This window comes from Pseudoduganella sp. LjRoot289 (assembly GCF_964252925.1).
In the GTDB taxonomy this organism is placed as follows: Bacteria; Pseudomonadota; Gammaproteobacteria; order Burkholderiales; family Burkholderiaceae_D; genus Rugamonas.
This window is the reverse complement of sequence record NZ_CAXUPN020000001.1, coordinates 21,236-41,338: the sequence shown is the minus strand read 5'-3', so window position 1 is coordinate 41,338 and position 20,103 is coordinate 21,236. Positions and strand designations below refer to the sequence as shown.

The following is a 20,103-nucleotide window of genomic DNA, read 5'->3' as shown; positions in this document are numbered from 1 at the left end:
GCTGTCGACTTTTTCGATCAGCGCATCCTCTTTATGATGAGCGCATTGACTCCACCAAGGAAAGCCATGCAGGGATTGAAACGCAAAGTAGTGTACGTGTCGCTGTTCGAACTGATCGCGGTCGGGCTGACCAGCAGCGCCCTGGTGCTGCTGGGCGGGCACGACGCAGGCCACGCCGGTATCGCCGCCGTGGGCTCGTCGCTGACGGCGGTGGTGTGGAACCTGGTCTACAACACGCTGTTCGAGGCTTGGGAAGCGCGCCAGGCGACGCGCGGCCGCAGCGTATCTCGCCGCATCGCCCACGCTGTGGGCTTCGAAGGAGGACTGGTGTTGGCGCTGGTGCCGCTGTTCGCGTGGTGGCTGAACCTGTCGCTGTGGGACGCGTTCGTGCTGGACCTGGGGCTGGTGATTTTCTTCATGGTCTACACTTTCGCCTTCAGCTGGATGTTCGACCGGGTGTTCGGCTTGCCCGCCTCCGCGATGGCGTAAAAACAGACGTAAAAAAGCCCGGTACGAGACCGGGCCCTATTCTGTCGTCCCCGCGAAAGCGGGGATCCATGCCGCGCTAGCTATGCATGGATTCCCGCTTTCGCGGGAATGACATGCGACTAACGCGGATGACATGCCTCTTGCTTAGCGCTTGCGCGGCGGCGGCAAATCGGTGCAGACGCCTTCGTACACTTCGGCAGCCATGCCGATCGACTCGCCCAGGGTCGGGTGCGGGTGGATCGTCTTGCCGATGTCGGTGCCGTCGCAGCCCATCTCGATGGCCAGCGCGATTTCGCCTATCATATCGCCGGCGTGCGTGCCGACGATGGTGCCGCCGATGATGCGGTGCGTCTCAGCGTCGAACAGCAGCTTGGTGAAGCCTTCCGCGCGGCCATTGGCCACTGCGCGGCCGCTCGCTGCCCAAGGGAAGTGGCCCTTCTCGACCTTGATGCCCTTGGCTTTCGCTTCGTCTTCGGTGATGCCGGCCCATGCCACTTCCGGATCCGTGTAGGCGACCGATGGAATCACCTTCACGTCGAAGTGCGACTTCTGGCCTGCGGCCGCTTCGGCCGCGACGTGGCCTTCATGCACCGCCTTATGCGCCAGCATGGGCTGGCCCACCAGGTCGCCGATGGCGAAGATGTTGGGCACGTTGGTGCGCATCTGGCTGTCGACGTTGATGAAGCCGCGGTCGGTGACGATCACGCCGGCCTTGTCGGCGGCAATCTTCTTGCCGTTCGGGCTGCGGCCGACTGCCACCAGCACCATGTCGTAGACCTGCGGCGCAGGCGCTGCGGCACCGGCTTCCGCCGCTTCGAACGTGACCTTGATGCCTTCCGGCAGGGCCTCGACCGCGACCGTCTTGGTCTTGGTCATGATGTTGTCGAAGCGCTTCTCGTTGAACTTCTGCCAGACCTTGACCGCGTCGCGGTCCGCGCCCTGCATCAGGCCATCGAGCATTTCGACCACGTCGATGCGGGCACCGAAGGTCGAGTACACGGTTGCCATTTCCAGGCCGATGATGCCGCCGCCGATGACCAGCATGCGTTTCGGGATCTGGCGCAGTTCCAGCGCGCCGGTCGAATCGACGATGCGTGGATCTTCAGGCACGAAGGGCAGCTTCACGACCGCCGAACCGGCGGCGATGATGGCTTGCTTGAACTGCACGACCTTCTTGCTGCCGTCGCCGGCCGTCACTTCGATGTGGTTCGCGCTCAGGAACTGGCCGACGCCGGTGACGACTTGCGTCTTGCGGGCCTTGGCCATGCCGGCCAGGCCGCCGGTCATGTTCTTGATGACGCCTTCCTTGTACTTGCGTACTTCATCGATATCGATGGTCGGCTTGGCGAAGGTGACGCCGGTCTTGGACATGTGCGCGGTTTCGTCGATCACCGACGCCACGTGCAGCAGCGCTTTCGACGGGATGCAGCCCACGTTCAGGCACACGCCGCCCAGCGTTTCGTAACGCTCGACGATGACCGTGTTCATGCCCAGGTCCGCAGCGCGGAACGCGGCGGAGTAACCGCCGGGACCGCCGCCCAGCACCATCATGTCGCAATCGATGTCGACCTGGCCGGCATAGCTGCCACCGGCAGGTGCGGCGATCGGCGCCGCCGGAGCTGCGGCAGGAGCCGGTGCCGCGGCGGGCGCCGCGGCGGCAGGCGCCGAAGCAGCGCCGGCGCTCTCCTCGACCACCAGCAGCGCAACGCCTTCCTTGACCTTGTCGCCGACCTTGACCTTGATTTCTTTCACCACGCCGCCGTGCGACGAGGGGATTTCCATGCTGGCCTTGTCCGATTCGACGGTGATCAGGGACTGGTCGGCCTTGATCGTATCGCCGACCTTGACCATCACTTCAATCACTTCCACTTCGGCGAAGTCGCCGATGTTCGGGACTTTGACTTCCACTGTGCTCATAATCGCTCCTTACAGCAGAATTTTGCGCATGTCGCCGAGCACTTCGCTCAGGTACACGGAGAAGCGGGCACCCATCGCGCCGTCGACCACGCGGTGGTCGTAGGACAGCGACGTACCCATCATCAGGCGCGGCTGGAAGGCTTTGCCGTCCCACACGGGTTGCATCGACGCTTTGGACAGGCCCAGGATGGCCACTTCCGGTGCGTTGACGATAGGCGTGAAGTGCGTGCCGCCGATGCCGCCCAACGACGAGATGGTGAAGCTGGCGCCTTGCATATCGGTCGGTTTCAGCTTGCCTTCGCGCGCTTGCAGCGACAGCTCGGTCATTTCGCGGGCGATCTGCGACACGGACTTCTGGTCCGCGCCCTTGATTACAGGCACCACCAGGCCGTTCGGCGTATCGGCCGCGAAGCCGATGTTGTAGTACTGCTTGAGGATCAGGTTTTCACCCTTCTCGTCCAGCGAGGCGTTAAACGCCGGGAATTTCTTCAGCGCGGCGACCGAAGCCTTGATCACGAAGGCCAGCATGGTCAGCTTGGCGGCATCCTTGTTCTTGGCGTTGGCGTTGTTGGTCTCGACGCGGAACGCTTCCAGGTCGGTGATGTCCGCGTTGTCGAACTGCGTGACGTGCGGGATCATGACCCAGTTGCGGTGCAGGTTGGGACCGGAGATTTTCTTGATGCGCGACAGCGGCAGCAGTTCGGTCGGACCGAATTTGCTGAAGTCGATCACCGGCCACGGCAGCACGCTCATGCCGCCGTTGGCGCCGCCCGCAGGCGCTGCTGCGCCAGCCGGAGCGGCAGTGGTGCCGGCCATCACGCCCTTGACGTAGTTCTGCACGTCCTGCTGGTTGATGCGGCCTTTGGCGCCGGTGCCGGGCACCTTGCCCAGGTCCACGCCCAGTTCGCGGGCGAACTTGCGGATGGACGGCGATGCGTGGGCCAGCTTGCTGGTCGCGACCGAGCCTTGCGACGCCGGCGCGGCGGCCGCGGCGGCAGGTGCAGGGGCAGCAACCGGGGCCGGGGCAGCAGCGGCGGGAGCAGCCGAAGCAGCGGCAGGAGCTGCGGCGGCAGCGGGAGCGGCGGCGCCGCCGGTGGATTCGACCACCAGCACGACCGAACCCATGGCAACCTTGTCGCCGACCTTGACTTTGACTTCCTTGACCACACCGGCGTGCGAGGAGGGAATCTCCATGCTGGCCTTGTCCGATTCGACGGTCAGCAGCGACTGGTCAACCTTGATGACGTCGCCAACCTTGACCATCACTTCGATGACTTCCACTTCCTTGAAGTCGCCGATGTCCGGCACTTTGACTTCAACCGGGCCGGCCGAAGCCGCGGCGGCGGCCGGAGCCGGTGCAGCGGCTGGCGCCGGTGCCGCAGCTGCAGCAGCGGCTGGCGCGGCGGCAGCGGGAGCGGCAGGTGCAGCGGGGGCGGCGACAGCGCCGTCCGCTTCCAGCAGCAACAGCAGCGAGCCTTCAGCAACCTTGTCGCCTACCTTGACCTTGATTTCCTTGACCACGCCGGCGGCGCTCGAAGGAATCTCCATGCTGGCCTTATCCGATTCAACGGTGATCAGCGATTGGTCGACCTTGATCGTATCGCCGACCTTGATCATCAGCTCGATGATTTCAACTTCCTTGAAATCGCCGATATCCGGGACTTTAACTTCCACAATGCTCATAGCGTTTGCTCCGTATTCTAGTTGTGCTATCGCCCGTCGTCCTGGCGCAAGCGGGGACCCGTGCGCCGGCGACGATGCTGGCGACGCATGGATTCCCGCATGCGCGGGAATGACAAAGCGCGATTACTGTTATTGGGTCACCGGATTTGGCTTATTGGTGTCCAGGCCGTACTTGACGACAGCCTCTTCAACCACGGAAGCCTTGATCTTGCCCTCTTCCGCCAGCGATTTCAGCGCAGCGACCGTAATGTAGTAACGGTTCACTTCGAAGAACTCGCGCAGCGCGGCGCGGCTGTCCGAGCGGCCGAAACCGTCGGTGCCCAGCACGCGGTAGGTGCGGTCTTTCGGAATGAAGGCGCGGATCTGTTCAGCGAAGGCGCGCATGTAGTCGGTGGTCGCCACGATAGGACCGCTGGTGTCCTTCAGCAGCTGGGCCACGTACGGCACGCGTTGTTCCTTGGTCGGGTTGACCAGGTTCCAGCGCTCGGCGTCCTGGCCGTCGCGGGCAACCAGCGTCAGCGAAGGCGCGGACCAGACGTCGGCCGCGATGTTCCAGTCGTTCTTCAGCAGCTCGGCGGCCGCTTCCGATTCGCGCAGGATGGTGCCCGAACCGATCAGCTGCACGCGCTGCTTCAGCGACTTGTCGCCTTCGCGCAGCAGATACATACCCTTCAGGATGCCCTCTTCCTTGCCAGCCTGGATGCCTGGGTGCGGGTAGTTCTCGTTCATGATGGTGATGTAGTAGAACACGTCTTCCTGTTCCGTCACCATGCGGCGCAGGCCGTCCTGGATGATCACCGCCAGCTCGTAGCCGTAGGTCGGATCGTAGGGAACGCAGTTCGGCACGGCGGCTGCGAACAGATGGCTATGGCCGTCTTCGTGCTGCAGGCCTTCGCCGTTCAGCGTGGTGCGGCCGGCGGTGCCGCCCATCAGGAAGCCGCGTGCGCGCATGTCGCCCGCTGCCCACACCAGGTCGCCGATGCGCTGCATGCCGAACATCGAGTAGTAGGTGTAGAACGGGATCATGACGCGGTTGTTGCTCGAGTACGAGGTCGCAGCCGCGATCCACGAGCTCATGCCGCCCGCTTCGTTGATACCCTCTTGCAGGATCTGGCCGGCCTTGTCTTCGCGGTAGTACATCACCTGGTCCTTGTCGACCGGCTCGTACAACTGGCCCTGCTGGTTGAAGATGCCGACCTGGCGGAACAGGCCTTCCATACCGAAGGTGCGCGATTCATCGACCAGGATAGGCACGATGCGCTGGCCCAGGCTGGAGTCCTTCAGCAGCGTGGTCAGGACACGGACGTAAGCCTGGGTGCTCGACACTTCGCGGCCTTCGGCGGTGGCGTCCAGCACGTTCTGGAATGCGGACAGCGGCGGCACGACCAGTTGCTCGTCGGCTTTCTGGCGGCGGGCCGGCAGGTAGCCGCCCAGCGCGGCGCGGCGCTCGTGCAGGTACTTCATTTCAGGCGCGTCGTCGGCCGGCTTGTAGAACGGGATCTCGGCCAGCTTGTCGTCCGGGATAGGGATCGAGTAGCGGTCGCGCATTTCGCGCACGGCTTCGTCGGTCAGCTTCTTGGTGTTGTGCGCGGTGTTGCGCGCCTCGCCGTGCTTGCCCATGCCGAAGCCCTTGACGGTCTTCACCAGCAGCACGGTAGGCTGGCCCTTGTGTTCCTGCGCGACCTTGAAGGCGGCGTAGATCTTGTGCGGGTCGTGGCCGCCGCGGGTCAGGCGCCAGATGTCGTCGTCGGACATGTTGGCGACCATTTCCAGCAGCTTCGGATGCTTGCCGAAGAAGTGCTTGCGCACGTAGGCGCCGTCTTTGGCCTTGTAGTTCTGGTATTCGCCGTCGATGGTTTCCATCATCACGCGCTGCAGGTGGCCTTCCTTGTCCTGTGCCAGCAGGGCGTCCCAGCCCGGGCCCCAGATGACCTTGACCACGTTCCAGCCGGCGCCGCGGAAGTCCGCTTCCAGTTCCTGGATGATCTTGCCGTTGCCGCGCACAGGGCCGTCCAGGCGCTGCAGGTTGCAGTTGACCACGATGACCAGGTTGTCCAGACGCTCGCGCGCGGCCATGCCGATCGCGCCCAGCGATTCCGGCTCGTCCATCTCGCCGTCGCCGCAGAATGCCCAGACCTTGCGGTCGGTGGTGTCGGCGATCGAGCGTGCGTGCAGATACTTCAGGAAACGGGCCTGGTAGATCGCCATCAGCGGGCCCAGGCCCATCGACACGGTCGGGAACTGCCAGAAGTCCGGCATCAGCTTAGGGTGCGGATACGACGACAGGCCCTTGCCGCCGACTTCGCGGCGGAAATGGGTCAGTTGTTCTTCGCTCAGGCGGCCCTCCAGGAAGGCGCGGGCGTAGACGCCGGGCGAGGAGTGGCCCTGGATGTACAGCAGGTCGCCGCCGTGGTTCTCGCTCGGGGCTTTCCAGAAGTGGTTGAAGCCGATGCCCAGCATATTGGCCAGCGAGGCGAACGAGGACAGGTGGCCGCCGAGGTCGCCATCGACGCGGTTGGCCTTGACCACCATCGCCATCGCGTTCCAGCGCATCCACGAGCGCAGCTTCTCTTCATGTTCCAGGTTGCCCGGGCAGTGCACTTCCTGCTTGAGCGGGATGGTGTTGACGTAGGCGGTGTTCGAGGAGAACGGGATCTGGGCGCCGCGGCGGCGGGCCAGGTCGACCAGACGTTCCATCAGATAGTGCGCGCGGTCCGGACCTTCATTTTCCAGGACGGCTTCTAGCGCCTCCAGCCATTCTTTCGTTTCCTGCGTATCAGAATCGTTGGCCGTGAGTGCCGTGACCTGGTCAAGTTGAGGTGCCATGCGGTGAGTCTCCTAGTGTGAGTGCCCGGATCGCTGTCGGACGGTGCGTCGTGATTATTTACTAAGACTTCGGATTAGTGTGAAGATTCTAACAGCGATTTGTGGATTTTTCAAATTACGATAATCGATTTCATATTGTGGAATTCACGTAGCCGCGGATGCAGCCCAGCTTGGCTGATGTATGCGGCGGCGGGGGCGCTCCGGCCTTATAATTCTGCTTTTCCCTCCCACCTCTCCAAAATCATGTCTGCTCAACTGATCGACGGTATCGCCCTCTCCCAAAAACTGCGCTCGGAAATCGCCACCCGCGCCGCCGCCCTGACCGCCCAGGGCAAACAGCCCGGCCTGGCCGTGATCCTGGTCGGCGAAGACCCGGCCAGCCAGGTCTACGTGCGCAACAAGGTGAAAGCCTGCGGCGACGTCGGCGTGCGCTCGGTGCTGGAGAAGTACGAGGCCGACCTGAGCGAAGCGGCCTTGCTGGAGCGCATCGCCCAGCTGAACGCCGATCCGGCCATCCACGGCATCCTGGTGCAGATGCCGCTGCCCAGGCACATCAACCCGCACAAGGTGATCGAGGCGATCGCCACGTCGAAGGACGTGGACGGCTATTCGGTGCTGAGCGCCGGCGAACTGATGACGGGCCTGGAAGGCTTCCGCCCGTGCACGCCGTACGGCTGCATGAAGCTGATCGAATCGACCGGCGTCGACCTGCGCGGCAAGCACGCGGTCGTGATCGGCCGCAGCAACACCGTCGGCAAGCCGATGGCGCTGCTGCTCTTGCAAGCCAACGCCACCGTCACCATCTGCCATAGCGCGACCCCGGACCTGGGCCTGTACACCCGCCAGGCCGACGTGGTGGTGGCCGCCGTCGGCCGCCGCAACACGCTGACCGCCGACATGGTCAAGCCGGGCGCGATCGTGATCGACGTGGGCATGAACCGCGACGATAACGGCAAGCTGTGCGGCGACGTGGATTTCGCCAACATCAAGGAAGTCGCTTCGCACATCACGCCGGTGCCGGGCGGCGTCGGTCCGATGACCATCACCATGCTGCTGATGAACACCATCGAATCGGCTGAGCGTAAATAAACAGGCTACGGCCACATTGGACAGACTATGACGACAGACGCAAGCAACGTTAGCAACAATCCCCTGCTGGACTTCTCCGGCCTGCCGCGCTTCGACGCCATCACGGCCGAGCACGTGACGCCGGCCATCGACCATCTGCTGGAGCAAAGCTACGCCGTGGTCGCCTCGCTGGAAGCGCCGGACGGCGCGGTGGACTGGGACAGCTTCGTGGCGCCGCTGGAGAACGCCTCCGAACTGCTGGGCCGCGCCTGGGGCATCGTCAGCCATCTGAACAATGTGGTCGATACGCCCGAGCTGCGCGCCGCGTACAACGAGAACCAGCCGAAGATGACCGAGTTCGGCACCGCCGTGTCGCAGAACGAGGCGCTGTTCGCCAAGTACAAGGCGCTGCGCGCCAGCGCCGGCTTCGACGCGCTGGACCCGGCCCGCAAGCGCATCATCGACAACGCCATCCGCGACTTCCGCATGGGCGGCGCGGAACTGCCCGCCGAACAGAAGGCGCGCTACGCCGACATACAGGAAGAACACGCGGCCGTGTCGACGCGCTTCTCGGAAAACGTGCTCGACGCCACCAACGACTACAAATTGACCGTCGAGGACGAAGCCGAGCTGGCCGGCCTGCCGGACGACGTCAAGCAGGCCGCCAGGGCGCTGGCCGAGAAGGAAGGCAAGGCCGGCTGGATGTTCTCGCTGCACTTCCCTTCCTATTACCCCATCCTGCAGTTCGCCTCCAGCCGCGAACTGCGCGCAACCGTCTACCGCGCCAACGCCACCAAGGCTTCCGAGCTGGGCGAGGTGTTCAGCAAGCGCGAGGAGTGGGACAACACGCAAAACATCGTCACGCTGCTGAAGCTGCGCGACGAGGAAGCCAAACTGCTGGGCTACAAGAACTTCGCCGAGGTGTCGCTGGTGCCGAAGATGGCCAAAGACCCCGAGCAGGTGATCGCCTTCCTGGAAGACCTGGCGCGCCGCGCCCGGCCCTTCGCCGAGCAGGACTACGCCGAGCTGAGCGATTTCGCCAGCAACGAACTGGGCATCGCCAGGCTGGAAGCGTGGGACGTGCCCTACGCCTCGGAGAAGCTGCAGGAACGCCGCTACGCCTTCTCGGCCCAGGAAGTGAAGCAGTACTTCCCCGAGCACAAGGTGGTCGACGGCCTGTTCCGCCTGATCCAGTCGCTGTTCAACGTCAGCATCGCGCCCGACCAGGCGCCGGCCTGGCACAAGGACGTGCGCTTCTACCGCATCGAGCGCGACGGCAAGCTGGTGGGCCAGTTCTACCTGGACCTGTACGCGCGCGCCGGCAAGAGCGGCGGCGCCTGGATGGACGACGCGCGCGGCCGCCGCGTGGCCAAGGGCTTGCTGCAGACGCCGGTCGCCTACCTGACCTGCAATTTCACCGAACCTGCGGTGGTGGACGGCAAGGTGCAGCCATCGCTGTTCACGCACGACGAAGTCATCACGCTGTTCCACGAGTTCGGCCATGGCCTGCACCACATGCTGACGCAGGTGGACGAGATCGGCGTGTCCGGCATTTCCGGCGTCGAGTGGGACGCGGTCGAACTGCCGTCGCAGTTCATGGAAAACTTCTGCTGGGAATGGGACGTGCTGAGCCACATGACCTCGCACGTGACGAGCGGCGAAGCGCTGCCGCGCGCGCTGTACGACAAGATGCTGGCCGCCAAGAACTTCCAGTCCGGCATGCAAACCTTGCGCCAGGTCGAGTTCTCGCTGCTCGACATGCACTTGCACTACGATTTCCAGCCCGACGGCGGCAAGTCGGTGCAGCAGGTGATCGACGAGGTGCGCGCCAAGTTCTCCATCGTCATTCCGCCCGCGTTCAACCGCTTCCAGAACTCCTTCGGCCACATCTTTGCCGGCGGCTACGCGGCGGGATACTATAGCTACAAGTGGGCCGAAGTGCTGTCCGCCGACGCCTACGCGGCCTTCGAGGAGGCGCAGGCGCTGGGCGCCGACGCGGTGTCCGAAACGGGCAAGCGCTACTTGAAGGAAATCCTGTCCGTGGGCGGTTCGCGCCCGGCGCTGGAATCGTTCACGGCCTTCCGCGGCCGCGAGCCCAGCATCGATGCGCTGCTGCGCCACAGCGGCATGGCGGCCTGAGTGGCATAAGGAGGAGCGATGAAAATGCGGCTGGCAGTCGTTCTGCTGACGTGCGCGGGCGCAGCCAGCGCGCAGATGTACAAATGGAAGGACGCCAACGGCGTCACCCATTTCAGCGACACGCCGCCGCCGGCCACCGTGCCCGCCAGGGAGGTGTCGGTGAAGTCCTACAACACCGGCGGTCCGGCGGCCATGCCGCCCGAACTGGCCGCCGCCGCGCAGAGCCGCCCGGTGACGCTGTACACCACGGTCGCCTGCGCCGGCTGCGACCAGGGCCGCGCGCTGCTGCAGACGCGCGGCATCCCCTACACCGAGAAAACCGTCAACAGCGCGGAAGACCATGCCATGCTGAAACGCGCAGGCAGCGCCGGCCAATTGCCGCTGCTGCTGGTCGGCCGCAGCAAACAGGTCGGCTATGAAGCGAGCACCTGGGAAACACTGCTGAGCGACGCCGGCTATCCCGCCCAGCCCATGCTGCCGTCCGGCTACCAGAACCCGGCCCCCGCCCCCGCAGCGCCGCCGCCAGGCCCCACGGCGCAGGAGCGCGCAACGGCTGCAGCAAAAGAGGCCGCCGAGCAAGCCGAACGCGCACGCCGTTTGCCGCCCATCAACGCCAAGCCGGATTTCCAGTTCTAAAACCCGGCTACGGTTAAAATGCTGAACCGACATCAGCATTAGCCGTTCAGCCATGACCCGTATCGACTTCCACACCAACGTCCCCGACAAAATCGCCTACGCCTGCCGCCTGGTGCGCAAGGCTTACGCCGCCCGCAACCGCATCGTTCTGATGACGGACGATGCCGAGCAGTTGGCGGATCTTGACGCTGCGTTGTGGGCATTTTCCGGCGTGGACTATCTGCCGCACGTGGTCTGCGGCGATGTCCTGGCGGCCGAAACGCCCATCGTGCTGACCGACAGCGACGCCGCCGAGCTGCCGCACACCGACCTGCTGGTGAACCTGTCGCGCCGCACGCCCACCATGTTCAGCCGCTTCCAGCGCGTGATCGAAGTGGTATCGTCCGAGGAAACGGACGCCATGGCCGGACGCCAGCGCTATGTCGCCTATAAGCACCAGGACTATCAACCCACCCACTTCGTCGCGAACAAATCATGAGCCCAGCCCATCCTTTCGACGCGTCCATCCCGGTCCTGACCGAAGTGTTCGATGACCATCCTGCCCTGGCCCCCGTCGCTGTTGCCGATGCCGTGGCCTTGCCTCTGGCCGCGACCGTGGCCGAGCCCGCATTGGCGCCGGCCGACGAGTGGGACATGCTGCAGCAGCAGCTGTCCGAGCGCATCCTGCGCCAGTTGCAGTCGCGGGTGGACTTCGTGCTGGAGCAGCGCATCAAGGACAGCATGGAGGAAGTGCTGGGCCAAGCGCTGCGCGGCCTGACCGCGGAAATCCGCCACGGCCTGCACGACACGCTGTCCAAAATCGTCAGCCGCGCGGTCGCGCAGGAACTGACGCACCTGCAGGCGCAGAAAAAATAAGGCCGGTGCACCGCTTGCCACCCCGATGCGTTGATGTAGGGTGTTTGCGATCAATAAGGATCAAATTGATCAAAACATCACCTTGACGCTTTGCGCGGCTGAATATTTGTTGTACCTTCTCGGCTGCATAGTCAGAAGTAGCGTTCATGAGACGCTGCCGTTATTAATCTATCGGAGAATATTCATGCAGTTCAACACCAAGTTGATTCCACTCGCCATCGCACTGGCTTTCGCGGGCAGCGCCGGCGCGCAGGAAATAGTCAAGATCGGCCACGTCGGCCCAGTCTCCGGTCCTTCCTCCCACCTTGGCAAGGATAATGAAAACGGCGCCCGCATGGCGATCGAGGACTTGAACGCTAAGAATCCGCAGATCAACGGCAAGCCGGTCAAGTTCGTGCTGCAGGCCGAAGACGACGGCAGCGATCCAAAACAAGGCACCACGGTTGCGCAGAAGCTGGTGGACGCGAAGGTGAACGGCGTGGTCGGCCACCTGAACTCCGGCACCTCCATCCCGGCCTCCAAGATCTACTCCGACGCCGGCATCCCGCAGGTTTCCCCTGCCACCACCCAGACCAAATACACCCAGCAAGGCTTCAAGACCACCTTCCGCATCGTTGCCAACGACGCCAAGCTGGGCGGCACGCTGGGCGCCTACGCGGTCAACAAGCTGGGCGCGAAGAAGATCGCCGTCATCGACGACCGCACCGCCTACGGCCAGGGCGTGAAGGACGAGTTCGTCAAAGGCGCTAGCAAGGCGGGCCCAGGCGTGCAGATCGTGGCCAAGGAATTCACCACCGACAAGGCGACCGACTTCAACGCCATCCTGACCACCATCAAGGCCAAGAATCCGGACCTGGTGTTCTTCGGCGGCATGGACTCGGTCGGCGGCCCGCTGCTGCGCCAGATGAAAGCGCTGGGCATCAACGCCCGCTTCATGGGCGGCGACGGCCTGTGCACCGACGCGCTGCCGCGCCTGTCCGGCGACAATGCGCCGCAAAGCGTGGTCACCTGCGCGGAAGCCGGCGGCGTCGGCCCCGAATTGCAGAAGAATATGGACGACTTCCGCGCCCGCTACAAGGCCAAGTACAACCAGGAAGTGCAGCTGTACGCACCCTATGTGTACGACTCGGTCATGCTGATGGCCCAGGCCATGATGGACGCCAAATCGTCCGATCCGGCCAAGTACCTGCCTTTCCTGGCCAACATTAAGTACCAGGGCGTGACCGGCATGATCTCCTTCGATTCCAAGGGCGACATCAAGGACGGTGCGCTGACCTTGTTCACGTACAGGAACGGCCAGAAGACCAAAACCGAAGTCATCAAGTAAAGCCCTTTAGGACGCGTTAAAAAATAGATTGGACTTTTTGGCGGACGTAACCGGATGCGATACAAGGCGCCGGGCGCGCCGCAGTGCGAGCACTGCAAGCGCTTGGCAACGATGTAGCGCGCCGGTTACGGCCAGCGAAAGAGTCCAAGGTATTTTTTGACGTGGCCTTAGTACATAATCGGCGATAATTATATTAGGCCGTCCAGCGCTGGACGGCCTTTTTACATTTCAAGGACAGCACCATGCAAATTAAGTGTATCGCTGCGGCGCTCGCGCTGGCATTCACCGGCAGCATTTCCGGCGCAGCCGCGGCCCAGGAAATCATCAAGATCGGCCACGTTGCCGCCACGTCGGGCCCGTCGGCCCACCTGGGCAAGGAAGACGAAAACGGCGCCCGCCTGGCCGTGGAAGACCTGAACGCCAAAGGCTACAAGATCGACGGCAAAGCCGTCAAATTCGTGCTGATGCCCGAAGACGACGCGGGCGACCCGAAACAGGGCACGGCCGTTGCGCAAAAGCTGGTGGACGCCAGGATCAACGGCATCATCGGCCACCAGAACTCGGGCACCTCCATCCCCGCGTCGAAGATTTATTTCGACGCCGGCATACCCCAGATTTCCGCCTCGGCCACCAGCCCGGTCTACACCCACCAGGGCTATAACACGGCCTTCCGCATCGTCGCCAACGACAACAAGCTGGGCGGCACGCTGGGCAAGTACGCGGTACAGAAGCTGGGCGCCAAGCGCATCGCCGTGATCGACGACCGCACGGCCTACGGCCAGGGTGTGGCCGGCGAGTTCATCAAGGGTTCCAAGGGCGCGCAAATCGTCGACAAGCAGTACACCACCGACAAATCGAGCGACTTCACGGCGATCTTGACCAGCATCCGCGCCAAGAATCCGGACCTGGTGTTCTTCGGCGGCATGGACGCCATTGCCGGCGCGCTGCTGCGCCAGATGAAGGCGCTGGGCATCAAGGCAAGGTTCATGGGCGGCGACGGCATCTGCAGCGAAGCGCTGCCCAAGCTGTCCGGCGGCGCCGACGACATCGTCACCTGCGCCGAAGCAGGCGGCATCCTGCCGGGCGAGCGCAAGGCGCTGGACGCCTTCGTCGCGCGCTACAAGGCCAAGTACAACTCCGACGTGCAGATCTACGCGCCCTACGCCTACGACGCCGTGATGGCGATGGCGACCGCCATGGCCAACGCCAAGTCCGCCGATCCGGCCAAATACCTGCCCTTCCTGCACAAGATCAAGTACCAGGGCATCACCGGTCCGATCAGCTTCGACAAGTTCGGCGACATCAACGACGGCGCGCTGACCCTGTATGGCTACAAGGACGGCAAGCGGGTGGTGCTGGAAGTGGTCAAGTAAGCAGGCATTAAAAAGGCGCCATCGGCGCCTTTTTTACATCGTCATTTCTGGGCCAGCACCCATTTCACCAGGGTCTTGGCTTCCGCCTCGGTCACCTGCGGGTTGGCCGGCATCGGGATCGCGCCCCACACGCCGGAACCGCCCTTCATGACCTTGGCCACCAGTTTCGCTTCGGCGTCCTTTTGGCCGGCGTATTTCGCCGCCACATCCTTGTAAGCCGGGCCGACCAGCTTGGTCGCCACCGCATGGCAAGCCATGCAGTTCTTTGCCTTGGCCAGGTCGGCATTCGCCATCGCGGATTGCGTTGCGAAAGCCGATACGGCCACCATACCAACCATCAGAAATCGTTTCATCGTTTTCTCCATAGTAACTTCATTCATTCTAACGCTTTTCCACAACGCAGGCATGATAGCCCGGGTTGACGGCCGCCACAATATTGGACCCCGTATAGGCAAATCTTTTGTAAGATGATGTAAAGGAGAACTTCCATGCCATTGATATTGCTGATATTGGCCCTGTGCGGGCTGCGTTACTTTGAAGTCTGGCGCTTCGGCGAAGTGTCCTGGTACTGGATCATCGGGCTGATGGTGTTCGCCTTCGTCTGGTTCGAGTTCCTGGAACCGATGCTGGGCCTGGACAAGCGCAAGGCCCACAACGTCGATGAACAGCGCCGCAAGGACCGCGTCAAGCAGAGTTTCGATAAGAAAAAGTAAAAAAGGGAGGATCTGGCGATCCTCCCTTTTTGCTTGGCCAGGCTGAAGATTAACGCTTCAGCTGCGACAGGTCGCGCACGGCGCCGCGGTCGGCCGAGGTGGTCAGCGCGGCGTAGGCCTGCAGTGCCTGCGACACGTAGCGGTCGCGGTTGACCGGCTGCCAGGCGTCGGCGCCCTTGGCTTCCATCGCCGCGCGGCGCGCGGCCAGCGCGGCGGCATCGATGCGCAGGTTGATGGTGCGGTTCGGGATGTCGATGTCTATCATGTCGCCCTCTTCGACCAGGCCGATGGCGCCGCCTTCGGCCGCTTCCGGCGAAGCGTGGCCGATCACCAGGCCGGACGAGCCGCCCGAGAAGCGGCCGTCGGTGAACAGCGCGCAGGCTTTGCCCAGGCCCTTGGACTTGATGTAGGAGGTCGGGTACAGCATCTCCTGCATGCCGGGGCCGCCTTTCGGGCCTTCGTAGCGGATGATGACGACGTCGCCTTCGTGCACGGTGTCGCCCAGGATGGCTTCGACCGCCGCGTCCTGGCTTTCGAACACGCGCGCCTTGCCGCTGAATTTCAGGATGCTTTCGTCCACGCCCGCCGTTTTCACGATGCAGCCGTTTTCCGCCAGGTTACCGTACAGCACAGCCAGGCCGCCGTCCTGCGAGTAAGCGTGTTCCTTGTCGCGGATGCAGCCGGTGCTGCGGTTCATGTCCAGCTCGGCGAAACGCTCGGACTGCGAGAACGCGGTCTGGGTCGGCACGCCGCCGGGCGCGGCGCGGAACATCTGGTGCACGGCCGGGTCGTCGCTGCGCTTGATGTCGTTGCGCTCGATGGCGTCGCCCAGGGTCGGCGCGTGGATGCTGTAGACCGAGGTGTCGAGCAGGCCGGCGCGCGCCAGTTCGCCCAGGATGGAGGTGATGCCGCCGGCGCGGTGCACGTCCTCGATGTGGAACTTGTCGGTCATCGGCGCGACCTTGCACAGGCAGGGCACGTTGCGCGAGATGCGGTCGATGTCGGCCATCTTGAACTCGACTTCGGCCTCGTGCGCGGCGGCCAGCAGGTGCAGCACGGTGTTGGTCGAGCCGCCCATGGAGACGTCCAGCGCCATCGCGTTCTCGAACGCGGCCTTGGTGGCGATATTGCGCGGCAGCACCGAGGCGTCGTCCTGCTCGTAGTAGCGCTTGGCCAGCTCGACCACCAGGCGGCCGGCTTTCAGGAACAGTTCCTTGCGGTCCGAGTGCGTCGCCAGGATGGTGCCGTTGCCCGGCAGGGACAGGCCCAGCGCCTCGGTCAGGCAGTTCATCGAATTGGCGGTGAACATGCCGGAGCAGGAACCGCAGGTCGGGCAGGCGGAACGCTCGATCTCGGCCACGTCGGCGTCGGACACGGTGGTGTCGCCGGCCTTGATCATGGCGTCCACCAGGTCCAGCTTGATGATCTTCTTCGTGCCGTCGACCACCTTGAGCACCTTGCCCGCTTCCATCGGGCCGCCGGAGACGAACACGACGGGGATGTTCAGGCGCATCGCGGCCATCAGCATGCCGGGGGTGATCTTGTCGCAGTTGGAGATGCAGACCATGGCGTCGGCGCAGTGCGCGTTGACCATGTATTCGACCGAGTCGGCGATCAGGTCGCGCGACGGCAGCGAGTACAGCATGCCGCCGTGGCCCATGGCGATGCCGTCGTCGACCGCGATGGTGTTGAATTCCTTGGCCACGCCGCCGGACGCTTCGATCTCGCGCGCGACCAGCTGGCCCAGGTCTTTCAGGTGCACGTGGCCGGGCACGAACTGGGTGAAGGAATTGACCACGGCGATGATGGGCTTGTCGAAATCGCCGTCTTTCATGCCGGTGGCGCGCCACAGGGCGCGGGCGCCGGCCATGTTGCGGCCGTGGGTGGTGGTGCGGGAACGGTATTGGGGCATGACGGACTCCTATGATGTGCTAGCAGAGTGCCTTGCCCGCACTGCGGTGTCAAATATGAGATTCGGCTTCCTGTGATACGCTATACATATCACAGCAACGAAATACCATAGGAATCCATATGAACGTGGAATTGCGCCAGCTGCGCTACTTCGCCGCCGTCGCCGAGGAACTGCATTTCGGCAAGGCCGCGCAGCGCCTGCACATGACCCAGCCGCCGCTGTCGCAGGCGATCCAGGCGCTGGAGGAGTTGCTGGGCGCGCCGCTGTTCGAGCGCAACCGGCGCGGCGTGGCGCTGACGGCGGCCGGCGCCGCCCTGCTGCCGGAAGCGCGCCGCTTGCTGCTGCAGGCGCAGGAATTGCCGCAACTGGTGCAGCGCGCCGCCGCCGGCGAGGCCGGGCGCCTGGCGTTGGCCTTCGTCTCCTCGGCCGACTACAGCGTGCTGCCGCCCTTCCTGCGCGCCTACCGCGCCGCTTTCCCGCAGGTGCAGATCGCGCTGCAGGAGGCGACGTCGGACTTGCAGCTGGAAGACCTGCTGCACGGGCGCATCGACGCAGGCCTCCTGATCCCGCCGCTGCCGGAGCGGGCGCGCGAGGAGCTGGACTATCTGCCGGTGCTCAGGGAGCCGCTGGTGCTGGCCGCGCCGGCCGGCCTGGCCGCGCTGCACGGCAAGCGCAAGGTGGCGCTGGCCGGCCTGCCGGCGCTGCCGCTGATCGTGTTCCCGCGCGCCATCTCGCCGGCGCTGTACGACGCCATCTTCAGCGTGTTCCGCGCGGCCGGCATCACGCCCGACATCGGCCAGGAGGCGATCCAGATGCAGACCATCGTCAGCCTGGTGTCGGCTGGCATGGGGATCGCACTTGTGCCACAATCCGTGTCGAACCTGAAGCGGCCCGGAGTAGAATACCGGGCCTTGCTCGACCCCACGCCGCTGGTGGAGACCGGGCTGGCCTGGCGCCGCGACAATCCCTCGCCGGTGCTGAAAGGCTTTCTGGATTTGCTGCGCAATTTTTAAGGAACAACATGCTGATACACCCGCTGCCCGACCCCATCGCCTTCGCCCTCGGCCCGGTCAAAGTCCATTGGTATGGCTTGATGTACGTGCTGGCGTTCGCGCTGTTCGTGGCGCTGGGCCGGGTGCGCATCAAGCAGCCCCACATCGCGCGGCTGGGCTGGCAGAACAAGGACCTGGACGACATGCTGTTCTACGGCATGCTGGGCGTGGTGCTGGGCGGACGGCTGGGCGAGGTGCTGTTCTACTGGTCCAATCATCCTGAATTCGCCCGCAATCCGCTGGAAGTGTTCGCCGTGTGGCACGGCGGCATGTCCTTCCACGGCGGCTTCCTGGGCGTGATGCTGGCCATGTGGCTGTGGGCGCGCAAGTCCGGGCGCAACGTGCTGGACGTGTACGACTTCATCGCGCCGCTGGTGCCGCTGGGCTACGCGGCCGGACGCATCGGCAACTTCATCAACGCCGAACTGCCGGGCCGCATCGCCGACCCGACGCTGCCGTGGGCCATGATCTGGCCCAACATCGACGGCCTGCCGCGCCACCCTTCGCCCATCTACCAGGCGCTGGTGGACGGCCTGCTGGTGTTCGCGGTCTTGTGGCTGTTCGCGCGCCACGCGCGGCCGAGGTTGGCGGTAGGCGCCATGTACACCCTGCTGTACGGCTGCGCGCGCTTCTTCACCGAATACTTCCGCACGCCGGACTATGAAGTGGGCTTCGCCGGCGTCACCATCTCGTCCGGCCAGATGCTGTCGCTGCCGATGATCGTGGGCGCCATCCTGCTGCTGCTGTGGTCCTACAAGCGCAACATCGTGCCCACCGCGCCGGCCGCCGCCTGAGCTACTTCAGCAGCGCCTGGATGGTTTTCCACTGGGCCGGCGTGACCGGGGTGATCGACAGGCGGCTGCCCTTTTGCAACAGCACCATGTCTTCCAGCGCGGGGATGGTGCGCAGCTCGGCCAGCGGCAGCAAACGCGTCTTGCGCACGGCCTTCACGTCCACCATCTGCCAGCGCGGCTGCTCCGGCTTGGACTTGGGATCGTAGTAGTGGCTCTCGGGGTCGAACTGGGTATGGTCGGGATAGGCGCTGCTGGCCACCTCGGCGATGCCGGCAATGCCGGGCTGCGGGCAGCTGGAGTGGTAGAACAGCACGCCGTCGCCGGCCTGCATGCCGTCGCGCATGAAGTTGCGCGCCTGGTAGTTGCGCACGCCGAACCACGGCACCGTGTGCGCCGGCGCGGCCAGCACGTCGTCGATGCTCATCTCGTCCGGTTCGGACTTCATCAACCAGTAAGCCATGGCGCTCCCTCAAAAGGTATGGACGTAAAAAAGCGGCTGCGCACCGAAGTGCTAACAACCGCTCTTTTGGAATGAAGCCCCGCCTGTGCCGCTATGCCGGCATCCCGAACCAAGAGGCTCAAGGTGGTCACAGTTAGTTCAATTTCGGGTTCATCGGGCTAGCGACGCTCACTCCCATCAAACAAAATTCCGCGACCGGTGCATATAAATGGTTCAAGGAATATATGGCAACCGCGAACACCGCAGGGTGACACGGAGTTTACTCCTCAATGCGCGCCAGGGAAAGGGCTTTCGACCCTTAAAACAGAATTTCTTGCGGCGTCAGCGCGCTGTCGAGCACCTTGTTCATGGCCGCCATCTTGTCCTGCATGTCCAGCACCGACATGTCCGACAGCGGTCCTTGCGGCGCGCGCGCCGACAGGAATTCGGCCGCCATGCCCAGCGCCGCCATGACGGCGATGCGGTCGTTGCCCTTGATGCGTCCGGCGTCGCGGATGGTCGTCATCTTCTTGTCGAGGAAGCTGGCCGCTTCGCGCAGCGCGCGCTCCTCTTCCTCTTTGCACACCAGGCGATACGGCTGGCCCATGATGCTCACGTCCAGATGTATCATTGCACGTCCTCTTGCACAGGAGCCACAGCGTCCACGGCTTCTTCAATGGCGGGGATTTTCTCCAGCAGCGCCGACACGCGCGCGCGCGCCTCGGCCAGGCGGCGCTGGACGGCCATATTGTCGGCCACCAGGGCCGCGTTGGCCTGGCGCAGCTGGGCGTTTTCACGCCGCAGGGCCAGGCTCATCTCGGCGAGCTGGTCGATTTTATCGGAAAGTTCTTGGAATTCTGAAATCATCCCGCAACTATAG

At 64.0% G+C, this 20,103-nt stretch carries 19 protein-coding genes and 1 other RNA gene; 11 read left to right on the top strand and 9 right to left on the bottom strand.

The window, feature by feature from the left end:
* The first annotated feature begins 66 nt into the window (after positions 1–66).
* Positions 67–489, top strand: coding sequence for a PACE efflux transporter (locus tag ACSQ8Y_RS00175; protein WP_436264453.1), 423 nt, complete (start codon positions 67–69; stop codon positions 487–489).
* Positions 490–633: 144 nt separating this feature from the next.
* Here ACSQ8Y_RS00175 and lpdA read toward each other — a convergent pair whose 3' ends face one another.
* The 3 genes from lpdA to aceE all read right to left on the bottom strand — a co-directional run bounded on the left by lpdA (position 634) and on the right by aceE (position 6,915).
* Positions 634–2,406: a dihydrolipoyl dehydrogenase gene (lpdA, locus tag ACSQ8Y_RS00170; RefSeq protein ID WP_436264452.1), complete on the bottom strand. Its 1,773-nt coding sequence runs from the start codon at positions 2,404–2,406 to the stop codon at positions 634–636.
* Between the two features lie 9 nt (positions 2,407–2,415).
* A complete protein-coding gene (gene aceF, locus ACSQ8Y_RS00165) occupies positions 2,416–4,089 on the bottom strand; it encodes a dihydrolipoyllysine-residue acetyltransferase (RefSeq protein WP_436264451.1) in 1,674 nt (557 codons plus the stop codon).
* A 129-nt stretch (positions 4,090–4,218) separates the two neighbouring features.
* Complete coding sequence (gene aceE / locus ACSQ8Y_RS00160) at positions 4,219–6,915, bottom strand: pyruvate dehydrogenase (acetyl-transferring), homodimeric type (protein ID WP_436264450.1); 2,697 nt, start codon at positions 6,913–6,915, stop codon at positions 4,219–4,221.
* A 243-nt stretch (positions 6,916–7,158) separates the two neighbouring features.
* On the opposite strand from aceE, the gene folD reads away from it, so the two are divergent.
* The 7 genes from folD (at position 7,159) to ACSQ8Y_RS00125 (ending at position 14,313) form a co-directional block, all read left to right on the top strand.
* Positions 7,159–8,004, top strand: a complete 846-nt coding sequence (gene folD, locus ACSQ8Y_RS00155) for a bifunctional methylenetetrahydrofolate dehydrogenase/methenyltetrahydrofolate cyclohydrolase FolD (RefSeq protein WP_436264449.1) — start codon at positions 7,159–7,161, stop codon at positions 8,002–8,004.
* A 27-nt stretch (positions 8,005–8,031) separates the two neighbouring features.
* On the top strand, positions 8,032–10,122 hold the full coding sequence (locus ACSQ8Y_RS00150) for a M3 family metallopeptidase (RefSeq protein ID WP_436264448.1): 2,091 nt from the start codon (positions 8,032–8,034) through the stop codon (positions 10,120–10,122).
* Positions 10,123–10,140: 18 nt separating this feature from the next.
* Positions 10,141–10,758 carry a DUF4124 domain-containing protein gene (locus ACSQ8Y_RS00145; RefSeq protein WP_436264447.1) on the top strand — a complete coding sequence of 206 codons (618 nt, stop codon included), beginning with the start codon at positions 10,141–10,143 and terminating at the stop codon, positions 10,756–10,758.
* 52 nt (positions 10,759–10,810) lie between these two features.
* Positions 10,811–11,236 carry a DNA polymerase III subunit chi gene (locus tag ACSQ8Y_RS00140; RefSeq protein ID WP_436264446.1) on the top strand — a complete coding sequence of 142 codons (426 nt, stop codon included), beginning with the start codon at positions 10,811–10,813 and terminating at the stop codon, positions 11,234–11,236.
* Entirely contained in the window at positions 11,233–11,613 is a 381-nt protein-coding gene (locus tag ACSQ8Y_RS00135) for a hypothetical protein (RefSeq protein ID WP_436264445.1), read from the top strand. Before ACSQ8Y_RS00140 ends, ACSQ8Y_RS00135 begins: the two co-directional genes overlap by 4 nt.
* 184 nt (positions 11,614–11,797) lie before the next feature.
* Entirely contained in the window at positions 11,798–12,940 is a 1,143-nt protein-coding gene (locus tag ACSQ8Y_RS00130; protein ID WP_436264444.1) for a branched-chain amino acid ABC transporter substrate-binding protein, read from the top strand.
* A gap of 242 nt (positions 12,941–13,182) precedes the next feature.
* Complete coding sequence (locus ACSQ8Y_RS00125; protein ID WP_436264443.1) at positions 13,183–14,313, top strand: branched-chain amino acid ABC transporter substrate-binding protein; 1,131 nt, start codon at positions 13,183–13,185, stop codon at positions 14,311–14,313.
* Positions 14,314–14,354: 41 nt separating this feature from the next.
* Here ACSQ8Y_RS00125 and ACSQ8Y_RS00120 read toward each other — a convergent pair whose 3' ends face one another.
* Positions 14,355–14,666 (bottom strand): c-type cytochrome, encoded by a 312-nt coding sequence (locus ACSQ8Y_RS00120; protein WP_436264442.1) that lies wholly within the window; start codon positions 14,664–14,666, stop codon positions 14,355–14,357.
* Between the two features lie 135 nt (positions 14,667–14,801).
* Between ACSQ8Y_RS00120 and ACSQ8Y_RS00115 the strand changes: the two genes are divergently transcribed.
* Positions 14,802–15,026, top strand: coding sequence for a TIGR04438 family Trp-rich protein (locus ACSQ8Y_RS00115; RefSeq protein WP_436264441.1), 225 nt, complete (start codon positions 14,802–14,804; stop codon positions 15,024–15,026).
* Positions 15,027–15,075: 49 nt separating this feature from the next.
* Here the strand turns inward: ACSQ8Y_RS00115 and ilvD are convergent, their stop codons facing one another.
* Positions 15,076–16,938 (bottom strand): dihydroxy-acid dehydratase, encoded by a 1,863-nt coding sequence (ilvD, locus tag ACSQ8Y_RS00110; protein WP_436264440.1) that lies wholly within the window; start codon positions 16,936–16,938, stop codon positions 15,076–15,078.
* Positions 16,939–17,057: 119 nt separating this feature from the next.
* On the opposite strand from ilvD, the gene ACSQ8Y_RS00105 reads away from it, so the two are divergent.
* Positions 17,058–17,951 (top strand): LysR family transcriptional regulator, encoded by an 894-nt coding sequence (locus tag ACSQ8Y_RS00105; protein WP_436264439.1) that lies wholly within the window; start codon positions 17,058–17,060, stop codon positions 17,949–17,951.
* Positions 17,952–17,959: 8 nt separating this feature from the next.
* Positions 17,960–18,784: a prolipoprotein diacylglyceryl transferase gene (gene lgt, locus ACSQ8Y_RS00100; RefSeq protein WP_436264438.1), complete on the top strand. Its 825-nt coding sequence runs from the start codon at positions 17,960–17,962 to the stop codon at positions 18,782–18,784.
* Position 18,785: 1 nt separating this feature from the next.
* Here the strand turns inward: lgt and ACSQ8Y_RS00095 are convergent, their stop codons facing one another.
* The 4 genes from ACSQ8Y_RS00095 to ACSQ8Y_RS00080 all read right to left on the bottom strand — a co-directional run bounded on the left by ACSQ8Y_RS00095 (position 18,786) and on the right by ACSQ8Y_RS00080 (position 20,090).
* Complete coding sequence (locus ACSQ8Y_RS00095; RefSeq protein WP_436264437.1) at positions 18,786–19,244, bottom strand: EVE domain-containing protein; 459 nt, start codon at positions 19,242–19,244, stop codon at positions 18,786–18,788.
* Positions 19,245–19,316: 72 nt separating this feature from the next.
* Positions 19,317–19,496: non-coding RNA, 6S RNA (gene ssrS / locus ACSQ8Y_RS00090), on the bottom strand.
* 46 nt (positions 19,497–19,542) lie between these two features.
* Positions 19,543–19,854, bottom strand: a complete 312-nt coding sequence (locus ACSQ8Y_RS00085; protein ID WP_436264436.1) for a cell division protein ZapA — start codon at positions 19,852–19,854, stop codon at positions 19,543–19,545.
* On the bottom strand, positions 19,851–20,090 hold the full coding sequence (locus ACSQ8Y_RS00080; protein ID WP_436264435.1) for a hypothetical protein: 240 nt from the start codon (positions 20,088–20,090) through the stop codon (positions 19,851–19,853). The genes ACSQ8Y_RS00085 and ACSQ8Y_RS00080 overlap by 4 nt, the downstream gene beginning before the upstream one ends.
* Positions 20,091–20,103 lie beyond the last annotated feature (13 nt).